Below are 21,196 nucleotides of genomic sequence, written 5' to 3' on the forward strand. Positions count from 1 at the left end.
CCGGCCGGCTGCGATCGCTCGCCCCGCGGGGCCGCGGCCGCCGTCTCCTGGTGCGACTTCTCGGTCACGGTGTGTCCTCCCTGTCCGGCCCGGTCGAGGCCGTGACTCACGTGTGGGCCGGGGCGCCGGAGCGCAGCTCGCGCAGCACCAGCGCCGACTCCAGGGCCGCGCCGCACGCCTCGGAGCCCTTGTCCTCGGCCGAGCCCGGTGCGCCCGAGCGGGCCAGCGCCTGCTCGACGGTCTCGGTGGTGAGTACACCGTTGCCGACCGGGGTGGACTCGTCGAGCGCCACCCGGGTCAGTCCGGCGGTGACCGCGTCGCAGACGTACTCGAAGTGCGGGGTGCCGCCGCGGATCACCACACCGAGCGCGACGACCGCGTCGTGCGTGCGGGCCAGCTCCTGGGCCACGACCGGGAGCTCGACGGTGCCGGGGACCCGGACGACGGTCGGCTCGGTGCCGGCGTCGCGGGCGGTCGCCACCGCACGCTCCAGCAGGCTGTCGACGATCTCGGCGTGCCACCGGGCGGCGACCACCCCGACCCGGAGTCCGGTCGCGTCCAACTGCGTGGCCCCGGTGGGCCGGCCCTCGCCGCTCATGGCTCGATTCTCGCCGGTGCCGCGGACCCGGCGGGCACGGGGGTACCCGTGCCCGCCCGGTCGGCGCAGCGTGTGCGCGCTGCGACCTAGAGCCCGGGGTCGGCCACGCCCAGATCGGGCAGGTCGTGGCCCATGCGGTCCCGCTTGGTCCGCAGGTAGCGCAGGTTCTGCGGGGTCGGCCGGACCGGCATCGCCTCGCGCCCGACGACGCGCAGCCCGTAGCCCTCCAGCCCGGCCCGCTTGTCCGGGTTGTTGGTGAGCAGCCGCATGGACTTCACGCCCAGGTCGGCGAGGATCTGGGCGCCGATGCCGTAGTCACGGGCGTCGGCGGGCAGCCCCATCGCCAGGTTCGCGTCGACGGTGTCGGCACCGGACTCCTGCAGCTGGTAGGCCTGCAGCTTGTGCAGCAGGCCGATGCCCCGGCCCTCGTGCCCGCGCATGTAGAGCACGATGCCGCGCCCCTCCTTCGCCACGGTCTCCAGCGCCGCGTCGAGCTGCGGGCCGCAGTCGCAGCGCAGGGAACCGAGGACGTCGCCGGTGAGGCACTCCGAGTGCACCCGGACCAGCACGTTCTCGCCGTCGTCGACGGGGGTGCCGACGCTGCCCATGACCATCGCGATGTGCTCGACCCCGTCGAGCAGCGAGTCGTAGCCGTGGGCGAGGAAGTCACCGTGGCCGGTCGGGATCCGGGCGGTGGCGACCCGCTCGATGTGCTTCTCGAACCGGCGCCGGTAGGCGATCAGGTCGGCGATCGTGATCAGCGTGAGGTCGTGGTCGGCGGCGAAGACACCGAGCTCGTCCCCGCGGGCCATCTCGCCCTCGTTCTTCTCCGACACGATCTCGCAGAGCGCGCCGGCCGGGGCCAGGCCCGCCATCCGGGCCAGGTCGGCGGCGGCCTCGGTGTGGCCGGGGCGCCGGAGCACCCCGCCCTCGCGGGCCTGCAGCGGCAGCACGTGCCCGGGCCGGACGAGCTCGGCGGCCTCGGTGCCCGGGTCGGCGAGCAGCCGGATGGTGTGCGCCCGGTCCTGCGCCGAGATACCGGTGGTCACCCCTTCCTTCGCGTCCACGGTGACCGTGTACGCGGTGCGGAAGGAGTCGCGGTTGGTGTGGTGCATGGGCGGCAGGTCGAGCCGCTCGCACGCCTCCTCGGTGATCGCCACGCAGATGTAGCCCGAGGTGTAGCGGACGGTGAAGGCCAGCAGCTCCGGGGTCGCCTTCGAGGCCGCGAAGATGAGGTCGCCCTCGTTCTCCCGGTCCTCGTCGTCCATCACGACGACCGGCTTCCCCTCGGCGATGTCGGCGATCGCCTTCTCGATCTGGGCAAACCGCGCGGCCCGCTCGGCCGGGCTCATCGCGGAGTGCGGGGTCTCCGGCAGCTTGCCGGTGGCGGTCTCGTCCGGGGCGCTGCCCTGGGTGGTCGACGGCTCCCTCACCGGGCGACCCCTTCCTGTCCGGACCCGGGGCCCTGCAGGTACCCCGCGGTCATCCGTTCCACGTACTTGGCGATCACATCGACCTCCAGATTGACCGGGTCGCCGGGAGCGCGCGACCCCAGGGTCGTGTCGGCCAGGGTCGTCGGGATCAACGCCACACCGAACCCGTCCGGGTACACGGTGGCGACGGTGAGCGAGACGCCGTCGACGGCGACCGATCCCTTCTCCACCACGTACCGGGCGAGCTCGGGCGGCAGCGCGAACCGCACCTCGTCGCTGCGCTCGCCCGGGGTGCGGGAGACCACGGTGCCGACACCGTCGACATGGCCCTGCACGATGTGGCCGTCGAGGCGTCCCCCGGCGGGCACCGCCCGCTCCAGGTTCACCCCCGACCCGGTGGTGACGGCGCCGAACGAGGTCCGCTCGAGGGTCTCGCGCACCAGTTCGAGGGTGAGCGTCCCGCCGGGCGCGCCGTCGACGACGGCCGTCAGACAACAGCCGTTCACCGCCACCGACTCGCCGTGGCCGACCTCGGCGGCCAGCGCCGCCCGTACGGTCAGCACGACGACGTCGTCGTCGGCCCGGAGGTCGACGACCTCGCCGACCTCCTCCACGATGCCGGTGAACATCCGCGTCCCCTCCTGCTACTCGGCCGGTCCGCAGGCCGGCCGTGGGTCGATCACTGCGTCGACCACTATGTCCCCGCCGGCCCGGCGGACCTCGTCCACCTGCAACCGCACGATGTCCGCGATCGTTCCCACCCCCGCGTCCCCGAGGGCGTGCGGTCCGGCCCCGAGCAGCGCCGGGGCCAGGTGCACCAGCACCCGGTCGACGGCGCCCGCGGCGACGAACGCCCCGGCGAGAGTCGGCCCTCCCTCGAGCAGGAGATCCACGACATCGCGCCGGGTGAGCTCGGCGAGCACCTCGGCCGGATCGCGGGTCCGCAGGTGCAGCGCCGGGGCGACCCCCTCGGCACGCAGCCGGGCCCCGGGCGGAACGTCCCGGTTCCCGACCACGACCCGCAGCGGCTGGTGGTCGCGCAGGGTTCCGTCCGGATGGCGGGCGGTGAGGACGGGGTCGTCCGCGAGCACGGTACCCGTGCCGGCGACGATCGCGTCCATCCTGCGGCGCAGGTCATGCACCTCACCCCGGGCCTCGGGGCCGGTGATCCAGCGGCTGCTGCCGTCCGCCGCGGCGACCCGGCCGTCGAGGGTGGTGGCGACCTTCCAGGTCACGTGCGGGCGGCCGGTGCGCTGGCGGTGCAGCCAGCCGCGCAGCGGGCCGCGCGCCACCTCGGTCGCGAGTGTGCCGAGCGTCACCTCGACACCCGCGGCGCGCAGCCGGTCCAGGCCCCCCGCCGCGACCGGGTTCGGGTCGGCGAGCGCCGTGTACACCCGGCTGATCCCCGCCTCGAGCAGGCCGTCGACGCACGGCGCGGTGCGGCCGGTGTGGTTGCACGGCTCGAGGGTCACGACGGCGGTGCCGCCCGCGGCCCGGGGGCCCGCCTCGGCCAGCGCGGCGCGTTCGGCGTGCGGCCCGCCGGGCGGCGACGTGGCCCCGGTGCCCACGACCCGTCCGTCCCGGTCGAGCACGACACAGCCGACGGCGGGGTTCGGGCTGGTCGTGCCGTGCACCCGGTCGGACGCGGCGAGCGCCCGGCGCATCGCCTGCTCGGCCACCGGCCCGTCCGCGCTCACCGTGCCGGTCGGATCAGTCGGCCCAGCGGTGCGGCGCGCTGCGGCGCACGCTCTCGCGCAGGGCCGCGACCGCGCGTGCCGGGTCGTCGGCGCCGTAGACGGCCGAGCCCGCGACGAAGCAGTCGACGCCGGCCTCGGCGGCCTCCTCGATGGTGTCGGCGTTGATCCCGCCGTCGATCTCGACGATCAGCTTCAGGTGCCCGGTGTCGACGAGGCGCCGCGCGGTGCGGACCTTGTCCAGCACCTCGGGCATGAAGCTCTGCCCGCCGAAGCCCGGCTCGACGCTCATCACCAGCAGCGTGTCGTAGTGCTTGAGCACCTCGACGTACGGGTCGAGCGGGGTGTTCGGCTTGATCGAGAGGCCGGCGAGGGCCCCGGCGGCGCGCAGGTCGCGGGCGAGCATCACCGGATCGTGCGCGGCCTCGACGTGCACCGTGACGTTCTTCGCCCCCGCCTCGGCGTATCCGGGGGCCCAGCGGTCCGGGTCCTCGATCATCAGGTGGCAGTCGAGCGGGATGTCGGTGGCGGCGCGCAGGCTCTGCACGACCGGGAGACCGAGGGTCAGGTTCGGCACGAAGTGCGCGTCCATGACGTCGACGTGCAGCCAGTCCGCACCGGGATACCCGCCCGTGCCCTCACCGGGCGTCGCGACGGCCGCGGCTTCCTCGGCCAGGCGGGCGAAGTCGGCCGAGAGGATGCTGGGCGCGATCATCGGATGCACACCGAGCAGGCTATCCCTGCCCTCGACGGCCACCCGCACCCCCGTACGAGGGCGGGATCACACCCCGCCCCCGTACGGCGCGGGTCAGTCGGCCGGTCGCCGGAGCAGCGCCAGGAACATCGCGTCGGTGCCGTGCCGGTGCGGCCAGAGCTGCACGGTGGGGCCGTCACCGAGCCCGGGCATGCCGTCGGGCAGCACGGCGCGGGCGTCGAGCTGCTCGACCGGGCCCGCGGGGCCCGGCCGTCCCTCGCGTCCGAGGATCCGCCCGACGACGCCGACGGTCTCCGAGAGATGCGGCGAGCAGGTGACGTACGCGACGACGCCGCCCGGGCGCACGTGGCGCAGCGCCGCGACCAGCAGCTCGCGCTGCAGCCGGGCGAGCTCGGCGGTGTCCTCGGGGCGGCGGCGCCACCGTGCCTCCGGGCGGCGGCGCAGCGCGCCGAGCCCGGTGCAGGGGGCGTCGACGAGCACCCGGTCGAACACCCCGTCGGGCAGCGGCGCCTCCCGGGCGTCGGCGACGTGCACGGTCACCGGGAGATCCGCGGTCACCTTCCGGACCAGTTCGGCCCGGTGCTCGCTCGACTCCACCGCGTCGATCGTCCCGCCGTGGGCGGCGACCAGGCCACCGAGCAGCGACGCCTTGCCGCCCGGCCCGGCGCACAGGTCCAGCCAGCGCCCGGTGTCCGCGCCCACCGGCTCCGCCTTCGCGAGCGCTGCGGCAACGAGCTGGCTGCCCTCGTCCTGGACGAGGGCGAGTCCCTCGGCGACGGCGTCGAGCTCGCCGACCTCGCCGCTCCCGGGCTCCAGGTGCACGCCGTACGGCGACCACGGCGCCTGCTCGCCGCCGGTGGCCAGGGCGAGCTCCTCGGCGGAGATCTCACCGGGCCGGGCGAGCAGATGAACCCGCGGGCGGGTGTCGTCGGCGGCGAGGGCCTCGGTGAGCTCCTCGCCGGTGTCGCCCAGCGCGTCCGCGAACGCCTGGGCGATCCAGCGCGGGTGGGCGTGGCGCAGCGCGGCGGAGCCCACCGGGTCCTCGGCCGGGTCCGGGGCGAGGCGGTCCAGCCACGCGGCCTCGTCGCGCTCCCCGATCCGGCGGAGCACGGCGTTCACGAACCCGGCGGACTGCGAGCCGTGGTCGCCGCGGACGAGCTCGACGCAGGTCGAGACGGCGGCGTGGTCCGGGACCCGGGTACGCAGCAGCTGGTAGGCGCCGAGTCGCAGCGCGTCCAGCAGCGGGTGCTCGATCTTGGACAGCGCCCGGTCGGTGCACGCGTCGATGATCGTGTCGAGCAGCCCCTGGGCGCGCAGGGTGCCGTAGCCGAGCTCGGTGGCCAGTGCGGCATCGCGGTCGCGGAGCCCGTGCCGGCGCAGGATGCCGGGCAGGGCGAGGTTGGCGTAGGCGTCCCGCTCGCGCACGGCGGTCAGCAGGTCGTACGCGGCCTGCCGCGCGGGGTCGGCGCTCGGGGGCCGGCCGGGGCCGACGCGCCCGCGCGGCGGGCCGGCGTTGCGCGGGCCCGCGGTGCGCTCGCGGCGGCCCTCGTCCCGGCGGCCGCGGTTCTCCTGTTCGCGACGCGGGGACCGGCCGGTGTCGCGGTCGCGGCGGGGACGGCCCTCACGGTCGTCCCGGGGACGGTCGTCCCGCGGGCCTGCCGCGCGGAACCCGCCGCGGGGCCCTCCGGTCTCACGGCTCGGCCCGCCGGTGTCGCGGCTCGGTCCGCCGGTGTCGCGGCGGCGCGCGACGTCACCGCCGGAGCGGGAGTGGCTGGGGCGCCGGTCGTCCCCGTGCCCGGTGCGCTCGCGGCCACGCTCGTCACGCCGGTCGCCCTGCCCGCGCGGGCGGTCGCCGCCGCCCTCGTCGCGGGGACGCGTGCGGTCACCACCACGGTCGTCCCGGAAGCGCGGCCGGTCACCACCACGGTCACCCCCGCGCTCGTCGCGGCGGTCGTCCCGCCGGCCCGTGCCGGCTCGGTCCTGCTCGGACCGGTCCCGACCGGCGCGGTCTCCGCCGTCACGCGGCCCGCCGCCGGTGCGGCCACGGTCACCGGTGCGGTCGTCCCGCCCACCAGCGCGGGGGTCGCGGTCACCGGTGCGGTCACCGCTGCGGTCGTCCCGGCCGCCGGCGCGGGGATCGCGGTCGCCGCCCCACCCGGAGCCGGTACGGCCACGGTCATCGGTACGGCCGCCGCCCCGGTTCCGGTCGTCGCGCCGGCCCGCATCACGCCGGCCGGCGTCGTCCCGCCGGCCGCCGCCGTCACGCGGACCTCCGCCGTCCCGCCGCGGGCCGTCGCGCCGGGCCGAATCGTCGCGCGACCGCCCGCCGCGGTCCGGGCCACCGGGACCGCGGCGGTCCCCGTCGCGGGGCGCGCCGCGACCGTCGCGCCGCCGGTCGTCGTCGCCCGGCCGGGACCGGGGGTCCTGCTCGCTCACGTCGTCTCCTCGGCGGGAGTCCCGCCTCGGCCGGGTCGGGCCCGGCCGTCCTCGTTGTGGTCGTCGTCGGTTCCGCCGCCGGGAGCCGGCGGCGGTCGTTCCCGGCTGCTCAGCTCAGGTGCTCGCCCGGTTCGATCCGGGCCCCACGGGCCCAGTCCGGTGCGGGCATCGACCGCTTGCCCTTCGGTGTCACCTCACCCAGCTCGAGCGGGACGGTGGCCGTCCCCACGAGCACCCGCCTGCGCTCGACACACAGCTCGCCCGGCCCCAGCTCCACCTCACCGGTCCGCACCGGACGGGCCGGGCCGATCCCGAGCCGATCGCCCCGGAACTCGCACCACGCGCCGGGGTCCGGCGTCACCGACCGGATCAGCCGGTCGATCGCCGTGGCGGGTGCACCGGGGTCCACCCGTGCGTCGGCGGGAGTCACCTTCGGGGCCGACGAGACGCCCTCCGCGGGCTGGGGCACCGCCTGCACGGTGCCGTCCTCGATGCCGTCCAGCGTCGCCACCAGGAGCTTGGCCCCCGACTCCGCGAGCCGGCCGAGCAGCGCACCGGCGGTGTCGGTCGCACCGACGGTCTCGGTCACCAGCCCGAAGGTCGGGCCGGTGTCCATGCCCTCCTCGAGCCGGAACGTGGTCGCACCGGTGACGTCGTCGCCGTGCCGCAGGGCCGCCTGCACCGGTGCGGCCCCGCGCCACGCCGGCAGCAGGGAGAAGTGCAGGTTGACCCAGCCGTGCTCGGGCACGTCCAGCACCGGGCGCGGCAGCAGTGCCCCGTACGCCACCACCGGCGCGCAGTCCGGGGCGAGCGTGCGCAGCGAATCCAGGAAACCGGGCTCCGAGGGCCTGGCCGGCGTCAGGACCGGGATCCCGGCCTCGTCGGCGAGGGCGCCGACCGGGGACCGGGTCAGCTTGCGTCCGCGGCCGGACGGTGCGTCGGGCCGGGTCAGGACCGCGACCACCTCGTGCCGCGGGGACTCCAGCAGCGCCCGCAGCGACGGGACGGCGGGCTCCGGGGTACCGGCGAACAGCAGCCTCATCGGGCCTTGCCGAACATCGCGTGCGGGCTGGCCTTCACGACCGGCTCGGGCTCGCCGAACCACGCCGCCTCACGGATCTCGCGCATCGCCTGCTTGCGGGTCTCGCTGTCGAGCCGGTCGACGAACAGGACCCCGTCGAGGTGGTCGGTCTCGTGCTGGATGCAGCGCGCCAGCAGCTCGGAGCCCTCGACCACCTGCGGCTCGCCGTGCATGTTCCAGCCGCGGGCGACGACGGTCAGCTTGCGCCGGCAGTCCCAGCCGAAGCCGGGGATCGACAGGCATCCCTCCGGGCCGAACTGCTCCTCCTCCCCGACCGCCTCCCAGACGGGGTTGATCAGATGCCCGGTGAAGCCGTCGCAGTCGTAGACGAACACCCGCTTGCCCACACCGATCTGCGGCGCGGCGAGGCCGGCACCACCCTCGTCGTGCATGGTGTCGGTGAGGTCGGTGACCAGCTTGCGCAGCTCCGCGTCGAAGTCCATGACCTCGGAGGCACGGGTGCGGAGCACGGGGTCGCCGAACAGCCGGACGGGCTGGATGGGCACGGTTCTCCTCGCGGGCGATCGGCCGGAAGCCCGGGCGATGCTGGATCCGCCCGGTGGTCAGCGGACCATTGTGCCACTGCCCGTCCCCACGGGATCGCCCCCGCCGCGTGGCCTCGGTGCCGCATCGGTGCCGCTGCTTCGGCTCTCGACCGCCGAGCCACAGTGCCGCTGCTTCGCCCCTCGACTGCCGAGCCTCAGTCGATCTCGTCCGGGTCCAGCCATACCCGCACCGTCTCCGGCGCCTTGCGGGCCGTGCGCACCGCCTGGGCCTCGTGCAGCGCCGCCGCGAGCCGCCTACCGGCCCGGCGCGGCACCCGCAGCAGCGCCCGCTCCCGGATCTCGTCCCGGCCGGCGGCGACCGGCCCGCCCCCTCGCTCCGGTGGATCGATCTCCACCGGCCCGAGCAGCTCGACGCCCTCGGGTGGGTCCCGGTCCGGGTCCAGCACGGCGTCGCAGAGCTCCGCGACGGCAGCAGGCGGCCCCTCGACGGCGGCCATCCGCACCGCGGGCGGGAAGCCGACGTCGGTGCGCTCGGCCAGCTCGCCCTCGGCGTGCCCGGCCGGGTCCCACCGCACGAGCGCCTGCACCGTCGGGATCGCCGACTCGGCGACGACCACGACCCGGCCACCGTCGCCGTGCGGGACGACGCCTGCCGCGGCGGCGAACCAGCGGCGCAGCGTCTCCTCGGCGACGCGTAGGTCGGGGCGGGCGAGCATCGCCCAGCCGTCGAGCAGCAAGGCGGCGCCGTACCCGCCGTCGGCGACGGGTTCGGCCCCGGGGGTGGCGATGACCAGGGACGGGCCGCCCGGGACGTCGTCGAGCACCGGGGTGCCACCGCCGGAGGCCCGCACGGTCACCCCGGGGAACGCCCGGCCGAGCTCCTCCGCCGTCCGCCCGGCCCCGATCACCCCGGCCCGCAGCCTGCGGGACCCGCAGCTGCCGCACCGGAACGCCGGCTCGGCCCGGCCGCACCAGCGGCACGCGGGCAGCGCCCCGGCACCGTCGCCGGCCGCTCCCGACGCGCCGCGGGCCGGTCCGGGCTCCCCCGGGCTGTCGGTGCTGCGCCGGGGACCTGGGCCTGACCCGCCGTCGCGTCCACCGGCGGGCCCGGTACCGGGACGCGGCAGCCCCAGCGGCCCCGCGCAGTGCCGGCACCGCGCCGCCTCGCGGCAGGACCCGCACGCCAGGAACGGCATGTACCCGGACCGCGGGACCTGGACCAGTACCGGCCGGCCCGCCTGCAGCGCCGCCCGCGCCGCCTCGAACGCCACACCCGGCACCCGGGCGGCGCGAGCCGCGGGGTCCCGGACGAGCTGGGTGTCGCTCTCCCCGATCGCGGTGACTCGGGGGGCGCGTGCCCGCACGGTCGACCGGTCGGCGACCACCGGGCTGGCCCAGCCGGACGTCACCAGCAGCTGCGCCTCGGCGGTGCGGGCGAACCCGGCGACCAGCAGCGCAGCGCCCTCCCGGTGCGCGCGCAGCACGAGCACGTCGCGGACCTGCGGGTACGGCGCGCGCGGCTCGGAGTGCGAGTCGTCGCCGTCGTCCCACACGACCAGCAGGCCCAGCTCCCCGAGCGGGGCGAACGCGGCCGACCGGGTACCGACGACCACCCGGACGCTCCCGCGGCACACCGCCAGCCACCGCCGGTACCGCTCGGCGGGGCCGAGATCGGCGGTGAGCGCGACGACCGCGTCCTCCCCCAGCACCGCCACGCAGGCGGCGTGCAGCCGGTCGACATCGCGCTGGTCGGGCACCACGAGCAGCGCCGAGCGGCCCGCGGTGCGGGTCGCGGCGGCGGCCTCGGCGAGCCGGGCCGTCCAGTCCTCCCCCGGCAGTGCCTGCCAGACGGCGTGCGCGGCCCGGCCCCCGGCGAGCGCGTCGAGCAGCGCCCCACCCCGGGGGTAGGCGTCCCAGCCGGTGCGGTCGGGGGACTGCGGATCGGGGACCGAGCGGTCGCGGGACTTCTCCGACTCCACCCGCGCGTGCCGGGCGGGGATCGCGAGCCGCAGCACGTCGGCGAGCACCCCGGCGTACCGGTCGGCGACGGCGCGGGCGAGCCCGGCCACCGCGGGGGTCAGCACCGGCTCGGGCGAGACCACCTTCTCCACCCAGGCGAGCCTGCCGCCGTGCGCGGAGTCCGCCGCACGCTCGAGCAGGTAGCCGTCGAGCAGCCGCCCGGCGAACCGCACCCGCACCCGCACGCCGGGGACGGCGGCGTCGGCCAGGTGCGACGGCACCCGGTAGTCGAAGGACCGGTCCAGGTGCGGCAGCGCGACGTCGACGACCACGCGCGCCACCGGCAGCTCCTCGGCGGGCTGCCACTCGCCGCGGTTCCGCGCGGGACGCCGGGCGCGGACCGCGCCACCGGATCGGGCCGGCACGGGAGAACTCACGGCCAGGGTCTACCAGATGTCACCGACACGCCCCGGAGACGCCCGTGGCCGGGCCCGCGCGATGCGGGCCCGGCCACGGGGCGGAGCAGGATCGGTCAGGCGCCGACGAGGGACTTGAGCGCGTCGGCGCGGGAGGTGTCCTCCCACGGCAGGTCGATGTCGGTCCGGCCGAAGTGCCCGTAGGCCGCGGTCGGCGTGTAGATCGGCCGCAGCAGCTTGAGGTCACGGATGATCGCGGCCGGACGGAGGTCGAAGACCTCCTCGATCGCCTTCTGGATCTTCGCCGGGTCGACGTTCTCGGTGCCGAAGGTCTCGACGAACAGCCCGACCGGGGCCGCCTTGCCGATCGCGTAGGCGACCTGGACCTCGATCCGGCCGGCCAGCCCGGCGGCGACGGCGTTCTTCGCCACCCAGCGCATCGCGTACGCGGCCGAGCGGTCCACCTTCGACGGGTCCTTGCCGGAGAACGCGCCGCCACCGTGACGGGCCATGCCGCCGTAGGTGTCGACGATGATCTTCCGGCCGGTGAGACCCGCGTCACCCATCGGGCCGCCCAGGACGAACCGGCCCGTCGGGTTGACCAGCAGCCGCGGCTCGGACGGGTCCCAGCCCAGCGCCTCGACCTCGGGGGTCACGACGTGCTTGAGGATGTCCGGGGACAGCATCCCGTCGAGGTCGACGTCCGCGGCGTGCTGCGAGGACAGGACGACCGTGTCCAGACGGACCGGCTTGTCACCGTCGTAGTCGATGGTGACCTGGGTCTTACCGTCGGCACGCAGGTAGGGCAGCGTGCCGTTCTTGCGGACCTCGGTCAGCCGGCGGGACAGCCGGTGGGCGAGCGCGATCGGCAGCGGCATGAGCTCGGGGGTGTCCTCACAGGCGTACCCGAACATCAGGCCCTGGTCGCCCGCGCCCTGCTTGGCGATCTCGTCCTCGGCGGACTCGACACGCTTCTCGTAGGCGGTGTCCACGCCCTGCGCGATGTCCGGCGACTGCGCACCGATCGCGATGTTGACACCGCAGGACGCGCCGTCGAATCCCTTCGCCGACGAGTCGTAGCCGATCTCGAGGATCCGGTCGCGGACGAGCTGCGGGATCTCGACGTAGGCGTTCGTCGTGACCTCACCGGCGACGTGCACCTGGCCGGTGGTCACCATGGTCTCTACGGCCACGCGGCTGCTCGGGTCCTGCGCGAGCATCGCGTCGAGGATCGTGTCGCTGATCGCGTCACAGATCTTGTCCGGGTGGCCCTCGGTGACCGACTCGCTCGTGAACAGACGGCGGCTCGTGTTCGACACGCGCTGTTTCTCCATCCCGTTGGTGGCACTGCATTTCACTCCGGCACGACCTCGCGGTCGCGCTCGTCAGGACGCATCCGATGTCGGAACGTCCTCCGGCGGCTCAGCCTAGTCCAGATTCCGCCTCCGTAAGGGACAACGGAGGGCTACTTCACATACACAGAGTAATCAAGCATCGGAAGCTGGCTACGCTATGTCGCCAGATGGGGTGATTGACCGTCCCGTTCGCGAATCGATCGGGCGTCGGCTCGTTGGTGAGGACAACGCCCCCGAGACGACTCGGGGCGGCACGAGAACAACGGAACGGCGGCTCCCCGGGCCGCCGTCGGCACGGAGGTTGTCCCACGATGAAGCCGAACTCGCGACGTGTCGCCGCCGCCGTCGGAGCCCTGGCGGTCAGCGGTCTCGCCGTCACCGGTGTGATCGCCGGCACCGCCAGCGCGGCCGGCACCGGCACCTGCACCGCGAGCGTGAACGTGCGCTCGGAGCCCGAGACCACGGCGCCGATCGTCGGTGTCTGCGAGCGCGGGGAGTCCACGTCCGTCGGCGAGACCGACGGCGACTACGTCGAGCTGCCCGAGTACGGCGGCTGGGCGGTCGCCGAGCACGTCTCGACCTCGAGCAGCTCCTCGCCGCAGACCGACTCCGGGGCCTCGGAGGACTCGCTGACCCCGAGCAGCAGCTCGGAGCCCTCGGCCACCAGCACCCCGAGCTCGTCGGAGGCCCCGGAGGAGAGCACCTCGACCGACCGGAGCAGCTCGACCGACCCGAGCAGCACGTCGACCTCGCCGTCGGCCTCCACGGAGCCCAGCGGCAGCAGCGACTCGTCGTCCTTCTGGGACGACGAGGACTGAGCGACCCCCACCACGACGACGGCGCCGCTGCTCCGAGCAGCGGCGCCGTCGTCGTATCGGGTGGTCAGGACAGGCGCGGGGTGACGGCGTCCCAGATCCGGGAGGCCAGCAGCGCCTTGGACCCCATCGGGAGCTCCTGCTCGCCACCGTCGCGTGCGAGCAGCCAGCCGGCGTTGTCGGGGGTCTCGAACGCCTTGCCCTCCCCCACCGCGTTGACGACGAGCAGGTCGCACTTCTTGCGGGCGAGCTTGGCGCGGCCGTGGTGCAGCACGTCCCCGTCGGCGTCGCCGGTCTCGGCGGCGAACCCGACGATCACCTGGCCGGGCCGCGGGCTGTCCCGCACGAGACCGGCGAGGATGTCCGGGTTCTGTGCCAGCCGTAGCGGAGCGGGCTCGTCACTTCCCCGCTTGATCTTGTCCCCGGCGGTGGCGACCGGCCGGAAGTCGGCGACGGCGGCGGCCATGACGACCGCGTCCGCGTCGGCGGCGGCCGCACGCACGGCGGTCTCCATCGCCGCGGTACTACCGGCGGCGACGAGATCGACGCCGGCCGGCGTGACCAGGTCGGCGGTGTGCCCGGCGACCAGGGTGACCCGCGCACCGCGCTGGGCCGCGACCCGGGCGAGCGCGTAGCCCTGCCGCCCGGACGAACGGTTGCCCAGGTAGCGGACCGGGTCGAGGTTCTCCCGGGTGCCGCCCGCGCTGACGACGACGTGCCGGCCCTCCAGGTCCCGGGGCAGCGCGTCCGCGCGCTCCAGGAGCAGGCGCGCGAGGTCGGCGATCTCCGCCGGGTCGGGCAGTCGGCCCTTGCCGGTGTCGGTACCGGTCAGCCGGCCGGACGCCGGTTCCAGGACGACCGTGCCGCGGGACCGCAGCAGCGCCACGTTGTCCCGGGTCGCGGGGTGCTCCCACATCTCGGTGTGCATCGCCGGGGCGAGGACGACCGGGCACCGCGCGGTGAGCAGCGAGGCGGTCAGCAGGTCGTCGGAGCGGCCCTGGGCGACCCGCGCCATCAGGTCCGCGGTGGCCGGAGCGACGACGACGAGGTCCGCCCGCTGCCCGAGGGCGACGTGCGGGACCTCGGACACGTCGGTGAAGACACCGGTCGTCACCGGACGCCCGGACAGCGCCTCGAAGGTCGCGGCACCGACGAACCGCAGCGCGGACTCGGTGGGGATCACGCGCACGGCGTGCCCGGACTCGGTCAGCCTGCGCAGCAGCTCCGCGCTCTTGTAGGCGGCGATGCCACCCGAGACACCGAGCAGAACCTCGGGCGGTCCGACCTCGTTCGGCACGGCCGGGACTTACTCGCCCTCGGTGTGCTCGAGCATGCCCGCCTGGATCTCGCGCATGGCGATCGAGAGGGGCTTCTCACGCGGGCCCGGCTCGACGAGCGGGCCGACGTACTCCAGCAGGCCCTCGCCGAGCTGGGAGTAGTAGTCGTTGATCTGCCGGGCGCGCTTGGCCGCGTAGATGACCAGCGCGTACTTCGAGCTGACCTGTCCGAGCAGGTCGTCGATCGGCGGGTTGGTGATGCCCTCGGGGGCGATACTGCCGGCGGTCGGAGTGCTCACGTACGTGCTCCTGGGAAGACGAGGGGGGCCGATGGCGCCGCGGAGACGTCACACGGCGTCGCGGTCGACCACCAATGCTACCAACCGGCCGATCGCGGCCTGCAGGTCGTCGTTCACGACGACCTCGTCGAACTCGTCGCGGGCGCCCATCTCCTCGATCGCGGTGCGCAGGCGACGCTCCCGCTGCTCGGGAGTGTCGGTCCCACGGTCGGTGAGCCGGCGGGCCAGCTCCTCCATCGACGGCGGCGCGATGAACACGGTGACCGCCTCGGGCAGGACCCGCTTCACCGACCGGGCGCCCTGCAGGTCGACCTCGACGAGCACGGGGCGACCGGTGGACAGCGCCCGCTCGACCGGTTCCCGGGGCGTGCCGGAGCGCTGCAGCCCACCGTGCACCTCCGCCCACTCGAGCAGGTCGCCGCGCTCGATCAGCGCGTCGAACCCCTCCCGGCTGACGAAGCGGTAGTCACGGCCGTCCACCTCGCCCGGCCGGGCGGGCCGGGTCGTGGCGGACACACTGAACAGCAGCTCCGGCAGCGCCTCGCGCAGTCCCGCGACCACGCTGCTCTTCCCCACGCCGGACGGCCCGGCCAGCACGAGCAGGCGCCCGCGAATCGGGCGCCCGGTCCGGTCGGGGGACGCCGGCGACACATCGAAGGTCTCGGTCACGGGAAGCGCCCGGTCAGCTCGGGTAGCGCTCGAGCAGGGCCTTGCGCTGGCGGTCGCCGAGACCACGCAGCCGGCGGCTGGTCGCGATCTCCAGCTCCTCCATGATCTGCTGCGCGCGGACCTTGCCGACGTTCGGCAGGGCCTCGAGCAGCGCGGAGACCTTCATCTTGCCGAGGACCTCGTCGGTCTCCGCCTTCTTGAGCACCTCCTCCAGGGTGGTGCCCCCGCGCTTGAGGCGGTCCTTGAGCTCGGCCCGGGCCCGGCGCGCGGCCGCGGCCTTCTCCAGCGCTGCGGCGCGCTGTTCCTCGGTCAGCTGGGGAAGGGCCACGGTGGTTCCTCCGTAGTTCGGTGTCGTGTCACGTCGTTCTCGCCGCGGTCACGGCGGCGACCGGGTGGTGGGTCACACCGACCCGTCCGGGGGACGTCCCGGATCCGCGATCGAACGTACCCAGCGCGTCCAGCAGGGCGTCAATGGGGGTCCCACCACCGGTTTCACCGTCCCCGAGGTGATCATTGGCACGCTGTGTGACGCTGCTCGCGGGCCGCCGGGCTCCCCCGAACGACAGGTGGGCGCACCGTCCAGCGCCGGACGGGTGAACGCGACACGGCCGGCCGCGCCCAGTTGCCCTCCGGGTGCGCCCAGAGCACGATTGCTGTGCACACCGAGCGCACGACCCACCACACCCCGTACGCCCGGCGCCCCAGCAGTGTCGTCCGGCTTGCGCGACGCCCGCAAAGACCCGGCTGGAGCCCCGGCCCTGTCGGAACGACGCCGATGGAGCCCCCAGGCCTGTCGGAGCGACGCAGACGCCACCACTCGTGGACCGAACCCCCGGCCTGTCGGACGCATGCTCGCCTCGCCGAGTCCGCCCGAGCCCGTCGAGACGTCCGAGGCCCGTCGAAGCGCACGATCCTGCCCCCGGCGCGGCGAAAACGCGCCACTCGACGACCGCAGCGCGATCGAGTCTCACGAACCCGCCCTCGCCTGGGCGAGAACGCGCCACTCGACGCCCTGCCCGTCGAGTGTCACGTTGTGGCTGCCGGGACAACCACAACGTGACGCTCGGCGACTCGGCGACTCGGCGACTCGGCGACTCGGCCACTCGACGCCCGTGCCCGTGCCCGTGCCCGTCGAGTGTCACGTTATGGCTGCCAAGGGCACCACAACGTGACACTCGGCGGCTCGGCGGCGGGTGATCGTGCGTTGCGTGCTGATCGGTGCCATCCGTGGCACGATCAGCGCTCGAGGCCCGGCATCTCCAGGCCGTGGCTGGTCGCGCAGCGCTGACCCCCGGTGGCCGCCGCGCCGGCACTCCTGTGGCGATCAACCCGCGCCGTGGCCCGGGCGGCCGGGTCCTTGGCGCGCGAGGGCGCTCAGTGCGACCCGGCGTGGGCCGCGGTCAGCTGCTCCCCCAGGGCGCGGGCGGCGGCTCGCAGTGCGTCCGGGTCGGGGCCGGCGCGCAGCACCTGGCGGGCGGCGACCGGCAGCACCGGGCCCGGCGTGCCGGTGAACCGGGCGACGACGTCGGCCGGGCTCGCGCCCTGCGCGCCGAGGCCGGGCACCAGGACCGGGCCGTTCAGGGCGGACAGGTCGAGCCCGTGCTCGGTCGTGCCACCCACCACGACGCCGACGTCACCACACGGGGAGCCGCCTGCGTTGCGGGCAGCGGCCGCGTCGACCACCGACTGGGCCACCGAGCGGCCCCCGGCGCCGGTGGCGAGCTGCACCGGCGCACCCTCCGGGTTCGACGTCCTGGCCAGCACGAACACCCCGCGCCCCGCCTCGGCCGCCGCCTGCAGCGCCGGCTCCAGGGAGTCGAAGCCGAGGTACGGCGACAGGGTCAGCGCGTCCGCGCCGAGCGGGGCGCCCACCCGCAGGTAGGCGTCGGCGTAGCCGTCCATCGTCGACCCGATGTCGCCGCGCTTCGCGTCGAGCAGGGTCAGGGTCGGCGTCTGCGCGAAGGCCGCCAGCAGCCGTTCCAGTACGGCGATGCCGGCCGCACCGTGCCGTTCGAAGAACGCCGACTGCGGCTTCACGACCGCCACCGAGCCGGCGAACCCGGCGAGACAGGCGTCGGCGAAGCGGGCGAGGCCGTCGGCGTCGTCGGTCAGCCCCCACCCGGTCAGCAGCGCCGGGTGCGGGTCGATCCCCGCGCACAGCGGCCCGGCCGCCGCCACCGCGTCGGACAGCCGTGCCCCGAAGGTCACGACCCCGCCCGCAGCGCCGAGTGCGCCTGCTGCAGCGACCGCACCCCGAGCCCGCCGGAGGCGAGCGCCTCGATGCCCTGCACCGCGGCCGCCGCGCCCTGCACCGTGGTGATGCACGGGACCCCGCGGGACACGGCGGCGGCCCGGATCTCGTAGCCGTCGACCCGCGGGCCGGGGTTGCCGACCGGGGTGTTGATGATCAGGCCGACCTCCCCGGCGAGGATCCCGTCCACGATCGTCGGGGTCTCCGGGGACGACCCGGCCGAGTGCTTGCGCACGACGGTCACGTTGATCCCGTTGCGGCGCAGCACCTCCGCCGTGCCGTCGGTGGCGAGGATCTCGAAGCCCATGTCGGCGAGGCGGCGGATCGGGAACACCATCGCCCGCTTGTCCCGGTCGGCGATCGAGACGAACACGGTGCCCGAGACCGGCAGCGAGCCGTAGGCGGCGGCCTGCGACTTCGCGAACGCCGGGCCGAAGGCCGCGTCGAAGCCCATGACCTCGCCGGTGGACTTCATCTCCGGCCCGAGCAGCGGGTCGACGCCCTGGCCCGCGGTGTTGCGGAACCGGTTGAACGGCAGCACCGCCTCCTTGACCGCTACCGGCGAGTCGGCAGGCAGCGCGCCGCCGTCGCCGGTAGCCGGGAGCAGCCCCTCGGTGCGCAGATCGGCGATGGTCGCGCCCAGCATGATCCGCGCCGCGGCCTTGGCCAGCGGGATCGAGGTCGCCTTGGACACGAACGGCACCGTCCGCGACGCCCGCGGGTTGGCCTCCAGCACGTAGAGCACGTCGCCGTGCAGCGCGTACTGCACGTTCAGCAGACCGCGGACGCCGACACCGTGCGCGATCCCGGCCGTCGCCTCCCGCACCTTGGCCAGCACCGAGGATCCCAGCGTGATCGGCGGCAGCGTGCAGGACGAGTCGCCGGAGTGCACCCCGGCCTCCTCGATGTGCTCCATCACTCCGCCGAGGTAGACCTCCTCGCCGTCGCAGAGCGCGTCGACGTCGATCTCGATGGCGTCGTCGAGGAACTTGTCGACCAGCACCGGGCGGTCCGGCGAGATCGTGGTGGCGCGGGCGATGTAGCCGGCCAGCGTCGCCTCGTCGTAGACGATCTCCATGCCGCGCCCGCCGAGCACGTACGACGGCCGCACGAGCACCGGGTAGCCGATCCGGGCCGCGATCTCCCGCGCCCCTTCGAAGCTGGTCGCCATGCCGAACTCCGGCGCGGGCAGCCCGGCCTTGCGGAGCACCTCACCGAACGCGCCGCGGTCCTCGGCCAGGTCGATCGCGGCCGCGGACGTCCCGACGACCGGCACCCCGGCGTCGGTCAGCCGCTGGGCCAGCCCCAGCGGGGTCTGACCGCCGAGTTGCACGATCACGCCGGCGACGGTGCCGGACTGCTGCTCCGCGTACACGACCTCGAGGACGTCCTCGAAGGTCAGCGGCTCGAAGTAGAGGCGGTCCGCGGTGTCGTAGTCGGTGGAGACGGTCTCCGGGTTGCAGTTGACCATCACCGTCTCGAACCCGGCCTCGCGCAGCGCCATCACCGCGTGCACGCACGAGTAGTCGAACTCGATGCCCTGCCCGATCCGGTTCGGGCCCGAGCCGAGGATCAGCACCTTCGGCTTCTCGGTCTGCGGCGCGATCTCCGACTCGGCGGAGGGGTCGGTCTCGTAGGCCGAGTAGTGGTACGGCGTCTTCGCGGCGAACTCGGCGGCGCAGGTGTCGACGGTCTTGTAGACCGGCCGGATGCCGAGCCGGTGCCGCAGGGTCCGCACGCCGTCCTCACCCGCGAACTCGGTCCGGACGGCGGCGAGCTGACGGTCGGACAGGCCGTAGCGCTTGGCCCGGCGCAGCAGGTCCGCGTCGAGGACGGGGGCGGCCTCGAGCTCGGCGCGGATCTCACCGAGCAGCGCGATCTGGTCGACGAACCACGGGTCGATCCCGGACGCCTTGGCGACGTCGTCGACCGACTGCCCGTGGCGCAGCGCCCGCTCGACCTCGTAGATGCGGCCGTCGACCGGGGTGGCGTACTCGGGCTCGCCCGACGGGTCCGGCACGGTCCAGAAGCCGGCCCGGGCCCGCTCCATCGAGCGCAGTGCCTTGCCCAGCGCCTCGGCGAACGACCGGCCCAGCGCCATGGCCTCGCCGACCGACTTCATGGTCGTCGTCAGCTCGGGATCGGCGCCGGGGAACTTCTCGAAGGCGAACCGCGGGATCTTGACGGCGACGTAGTCCAGGGTCGGCTCGAACGCCGCGAGGGTCTCGCCGGTGATGTCGTTGCGGATCTCGTCGAGGGTGTAGCCGACCGCGAGCCGGGCGGCGATCTTGGCGATCGGGAACCCGGTGGCCTTCGACGCGAGCGCCGACGACCGGGAGACGCGCGGGTTCATCTCGATCACGACCAGGCGCCCGGTCTCCGGGTGGACCGCGAACTGGATGTTGCAGCCGCCGGTGTCGACGCCGACCGCGCGCAGCACCGCGATGCCGACGTCGCGCATGTGCTGGTACTCGCGGTCGGTGAGCGTCATCGCCGGGGCCACGGTGATCGAGTCGCCGGTGTGCACGCCCATCGGGTCGACGTTCTCGATCGAGCAGACGACGACCACGTTGTCGCGGTGGTCGCGCATGAGCTCGAGCTCGAACTCCTTCCAGCCGAGCACCGACTCCTCGATGAGGACCTCGGTGACCGGGGAGGCGGCGAGCCCGGCACCGGCGAGACGCTCCAGCTCGTCGGCCGTGTGCGCCATGCCCGAGCCGAGCCCGCCCATGGTGAACGACGGCCGGATGACGACCGGCAGGCCCAGCTCCTCGGCGGCCGCGCGGACCTCGTCCATCGAGTGGCAGACCTTCGAGCGCGGCACGTCGCCGCCCACCTCGGTGACGATGTCCTTGAACTTCAGCCGGTCCTCGCCGCGCTCGATGGCCTCGACGTCGGCGCCGATCAGCTCGACGTCGTAGCGCTCGAGCACGCCGTTCTCGTGCAGCGCGATCGCGGTGTTCAGCGCGGTCTGCCCGCCCAGGGTCGCCAGGATCGCGTCCGGCCGTTCGGTCGCGATGACCTTCTCGACGAACTCCGGGGTGATCGGCTCGATGTAGGTGGCGTCGGCGAACTCCGGGTCGGTCATGATCGTCGCCGGGTTCGAGTTGACCAGCGAGACGCGGATGCCCTCGGCCTGCAGCACCCGGCACGCCTGGGTGCCGGAGTAGTCGAACTCGCAGGCCTGGCCGATGACGATCGGTCCGGAACCGATCACCATCACGTGCTTGATGTCGTCGCGGCGGGGCATCAGCGGTCCTCCTGCCGGGCCTGGTCGTCGTGCTGCGGGGTCTGCGGGGTGCTCGTGGGGGGCGGTGGCCACGGCCGGTCGTCGACCGGGCCCGCCCGGCCGCTCACCGGGTCGGTGCCCTGCGGTTCGGCCGGGTCCGCGGTGGTGGCCGGGTGGGCGGCCGCGCCACCGTCGCGGCGCAGCGCGTTCTCGATGTCGGAGAACGGCGCGGTCAGCGGGTCCGGGGTGCCGGGACGGCCGACGGCCGGCATCCGGCTGGTCGGGGGCTCGATCTCGTCCCGCCCGGACGCCGATGTGTCACCGGGCGAGGCGACGGGCAGCCGGGTGGTGTCGTCGGTGCCGGGGGCGGTGGGGCCTTCCCGGCCGGGCTCCTCGGGGGCCGTGTCGGCCGCCCGGCGCGGCTCCTCGGGGGTGGTGGGCCGGATCGGTGCGGCCGCCGAGG

Annotated in this window: 17 protein-coding genes; all 17 read right to left on the reverse strand. The window is 74.8% G+C overall.

Annotation, left to right across the window (positions count from 1 at the left end; genetic code table 11):
* Positions 1–106: 106 nt before the first annotated feature.
* Complete coding sequence (gene ribH, locus JOF36_RS21545; RefSeq protein ID WP_210030144.1) at positions 107–598, reverse strand: 6,7-dimethyl-8-ribityllumazine synthase; 492 nt, start codon at positions 596–598, stop codon at positions 107–109.
* Positions 599–684: 86 nt separating this feature from the next.
* On the reverse strand, positions 685–1,950 hold the full coding sequence (locus JOF36_RS21550) for a bifunctional 3,4-dihydroxy-2-butanone-4-phosphate synthase/GTP cyclohydrolase II (RefSeq protein ID WP_210036070.1): 1,266 nt from the start codon (positions 1,948–1,950) through the stop codon (positions 685–687).
* Between the two features lie 77 nt (positions 1,951–2,027).
* Entirely contained in the window at positions 2,028–2,660 is a 633-nt protein-coding gene (locus JOF36_RS21555; RefSeq protein WP_210030146.1) for a riboflavin synthase, read from the reverse strand.
* Between the two features lie 15 nt (positions 2,661–2,675).
* On the reverse strand, positions 2,676–3,695 hold the full coding sequence (ribD, locus tag JOF36_RS21560; RefSeq protein WP_210036074.1) for a bifunctional diaminohydroxyphosphoribosylaminopyrimidine deaminase/5-amino-6-(5-phosphoribosylamino)uracil reductase RibD: 1,020 nt from the start codon (positions 3,693–3,695) through the stop codon (positions 2,676–2,678).
* A 46-nt stretch (positions 3,696–3,741) separates the two neighbouring features.
* A complete protein-coding gene (rpe, locus tag JOF36_RS21565) occupies positions 3,742–4,440 on the reverse strand; it encodes a ribulose-phosphate 3-epimerase (protein WP_210036083.1) in 699 nt (232 codons plus the stop codon).
* A 93-nt stretch (positions 4,441–4,533) separates the two neighbouring features.
* The gene (locus JOF36_RS39305; RefSeq protein WP_245352322.1) at positions 4,534–5,877 is read right to left on the reverse strand and encodes an RsmB/NOP family class I SAM-dependent RNA methyltransferase; all 1,344 of its coding nucleotides are present in this window, start codon (positions 5,875–5,877) and stop codon (positions 4,534–4,536) included.
* A gap of 1,108 nt (positions 5,878–6,985) precedes the next feature.
* Positions 6,986–7,918, reverse strand: coding sequence for a methionyl-tRNA formyltransferase (gene fmt / locus JOF36_RS21575; RefSeq protein WP_210030148.1), 933 nt, complete (start codon positions 7,916–7,918; stop codon positions 6,986–6,988).
* A complete protein-coding gene (gene def, locus JOF36_RS21580) occupies positions 7,915–8,463 on the reverse strand; it encodes a peptide deformylase (RefSeq protein ID WP_210030149.1) in 549 nt (182 codons plus the stop codon). Before def ends, fmt begins: the two co-directional genes overlap by 4 nt.
* 194 nt (positions 8,464–8,657) lie before the next feature.
* Complete coding sequence (locus tag JOF36_RS21585) at positions 8,658–10,859, reverse strand: primosomal protein N' (RefSeq protein WP_210030150.1); 2,202 nt, start codon at positions 10,857–10,859, stop codon at positions 8,658–8,660.
* Between the two features lie 95 nt (positions 10,860–10,954).
* Complete coding sequence (metK, locus tag JOF36_RS21590) at positions 10,955–12,157, reverse strand: methionine adenosyltransferase (protein WP_307862511.1); 1,203 nt, start codon at positions 12,155–12,157, stop codon at positions 10,955–10,957.
* A 562-nt stretch (positions 12,158–12,719) separates the two neighbouring features.
* Positions 12,720–13,022 carry a hypothetical protein gene (locus JOF36_RS21595; RefSeq protein ID WP_210030152.1) on the reverse strand — a complete coding sequence of 101 codons (303 nt, stop codon included), beginning with the start codon at positions 13,020–13,022 and terminating at the stop codon, positions 12,720–12,722.
* A gap of 53 nt (positions 13,023–13,075) precedes the next feature.
* Positions 13,076–14,305 carry a bifunctional phosphopantothenoylcysteine decarboxylase/phosphopantothenate--cysteine ligase CoaBC gene (gene coaBC, locus JOF36_RS21600; RefSeq protein ID WP_307862512.1) on the reverse strand — a complete coding sequence of 410 codons (1,230 nt, stop codon included), beginning with the start codon at positions 14,303–14,305 and terminating at the stop codon, positions 13,076–13,078.
* 9 nt (positions 14,306–14,314) lie between these two features.
* Positions 14,315–14,584 carry a DNA-directed RNA polymerase subunit omega gene (gene rpoZ / locus JOF36_RS21605; RefSeq protein WP_210030153.1) on the reverse strand — a complete coding sequence of 90 codons (270 nt, stop codon included), beginning with the start codon at positions 14,582–14,584 and terminating at the stop codon, positions 14,315–14,317.
* Positions 14,585–14,632: 48 nt separating this feature from the next.
* Positions 14,633–15,253: a guanylate kinase gene (gene gmk, locus JOF36_RS21610; protein ID WP_307862513.1), complete on the reverse strand. Its 621-nt coding sequence runs from the start codon at positions 15,251–15,253 to the stop codon at positions 14,633–14,635.
* Between the two features lie 13 nt (positions 15,254–15,266).
* Complete coding sequence (mihF, locus tag JOF36_RS21615) at positions 15,267–15,581, reverse strand: integration host factor, actinobacterial type (RefSeq protein WP_020627642.1); 315 nt, start codon at positions 15,579–15,581, stop codon at positions 15,267–15,269.
* A gap of 1,046 nt (positions 15,582–16,627) precedes the next feature.
* The gene (pyrF, locus tag JOF36_RS21620; protein ID WP_210030154.1) at positions 16,628–17,461 is read right to left on the reverse strand and encodes an orotidine-5'-phosphate decarboxylase; all 834 of its coding nucleotides are present in this window, start codon (positions 17,459–17,461) and stop codon (positions 16,628–16,630) included.
* Complete coding sequence (gene carB, locus JOF36_RS21625) at positions 17,458–20,754, reverse strand: carbamoyl-phosphate synthase large subunit (protein ID WP_210030155.1); 3,297 nt, start codon at positions 20,752–20,754, stop codon at positions 17,458–17,460. Before carB ends, pyrF begins: the two co-directional genes overlap by 4 nt.
* Between the last annotated feature and the right edge of the window lie 442 nt (positions 20,755–21,196).

The organism is Pseudonocardia parietis, assembly GCF_017876315.1.
GTDB lineage: Bacteria > Actinomycetota > Actinomycetes > Mycobacteriales > Pseudonocardiaceae > Pseudonocardia > Pseudonocardia parietis.

What these genes read in the sequence shown, in the direction of transcription:
- ribH (WP_210030144.1), bottom strand. Translation starts at nt 598, where the DNA reads ATGAGCGGCGAGGGCCGGCCCACCGGGGCCACGCAGTTGGACGCGACC.
- JOF36_RS21550 (WP_210036070.1), bottom strand. Translation starts at nt 1,950, where the DNA reads ATGAGCCCGGCCGAGCGGGCCGCGCGGTTTGCCCAGATCGAGAAGGCG.
- JOF36_RS21555 (WP_210030146.1), bottom strand. Translation starts at nt 2,660, where the DNA reads ATGTTCACCGGCATCGTGGAGGAGGTCGGCGAGGTCGTCGACCTCCGG.
- ribD (WP_210036074.1), bottom strand. Translation starts at nt 3,695, where the DNA reads ATGCGCCGGGCGCTCGCCGCGTCCGACCGGGTGCACGGCACGACCAGC.
- rpe (WP_210036083.1), bottom strand. Translation starts at nt 4,440, where the DNA reads ATGATCGCGCCCAGCATCCTCTCGGCCGACTTCGCCCGCCTGGCCGAG.
- fmt (WP_210030148.1), bottom strand. Translation starts at nt 7,918, where the DNA reads ATGAGGCTGCTGTTCGCCGGTACCCCGGAGCCCGCCGTCCCGTCGCTG.
- carB (WP_210030155.1), bottom strand. Translation starts at nt 20,754, where the DNA reads ATGCCCCGCCGCGACGACATCAAGCACGTGATGGTGATCGGTTCCGGA.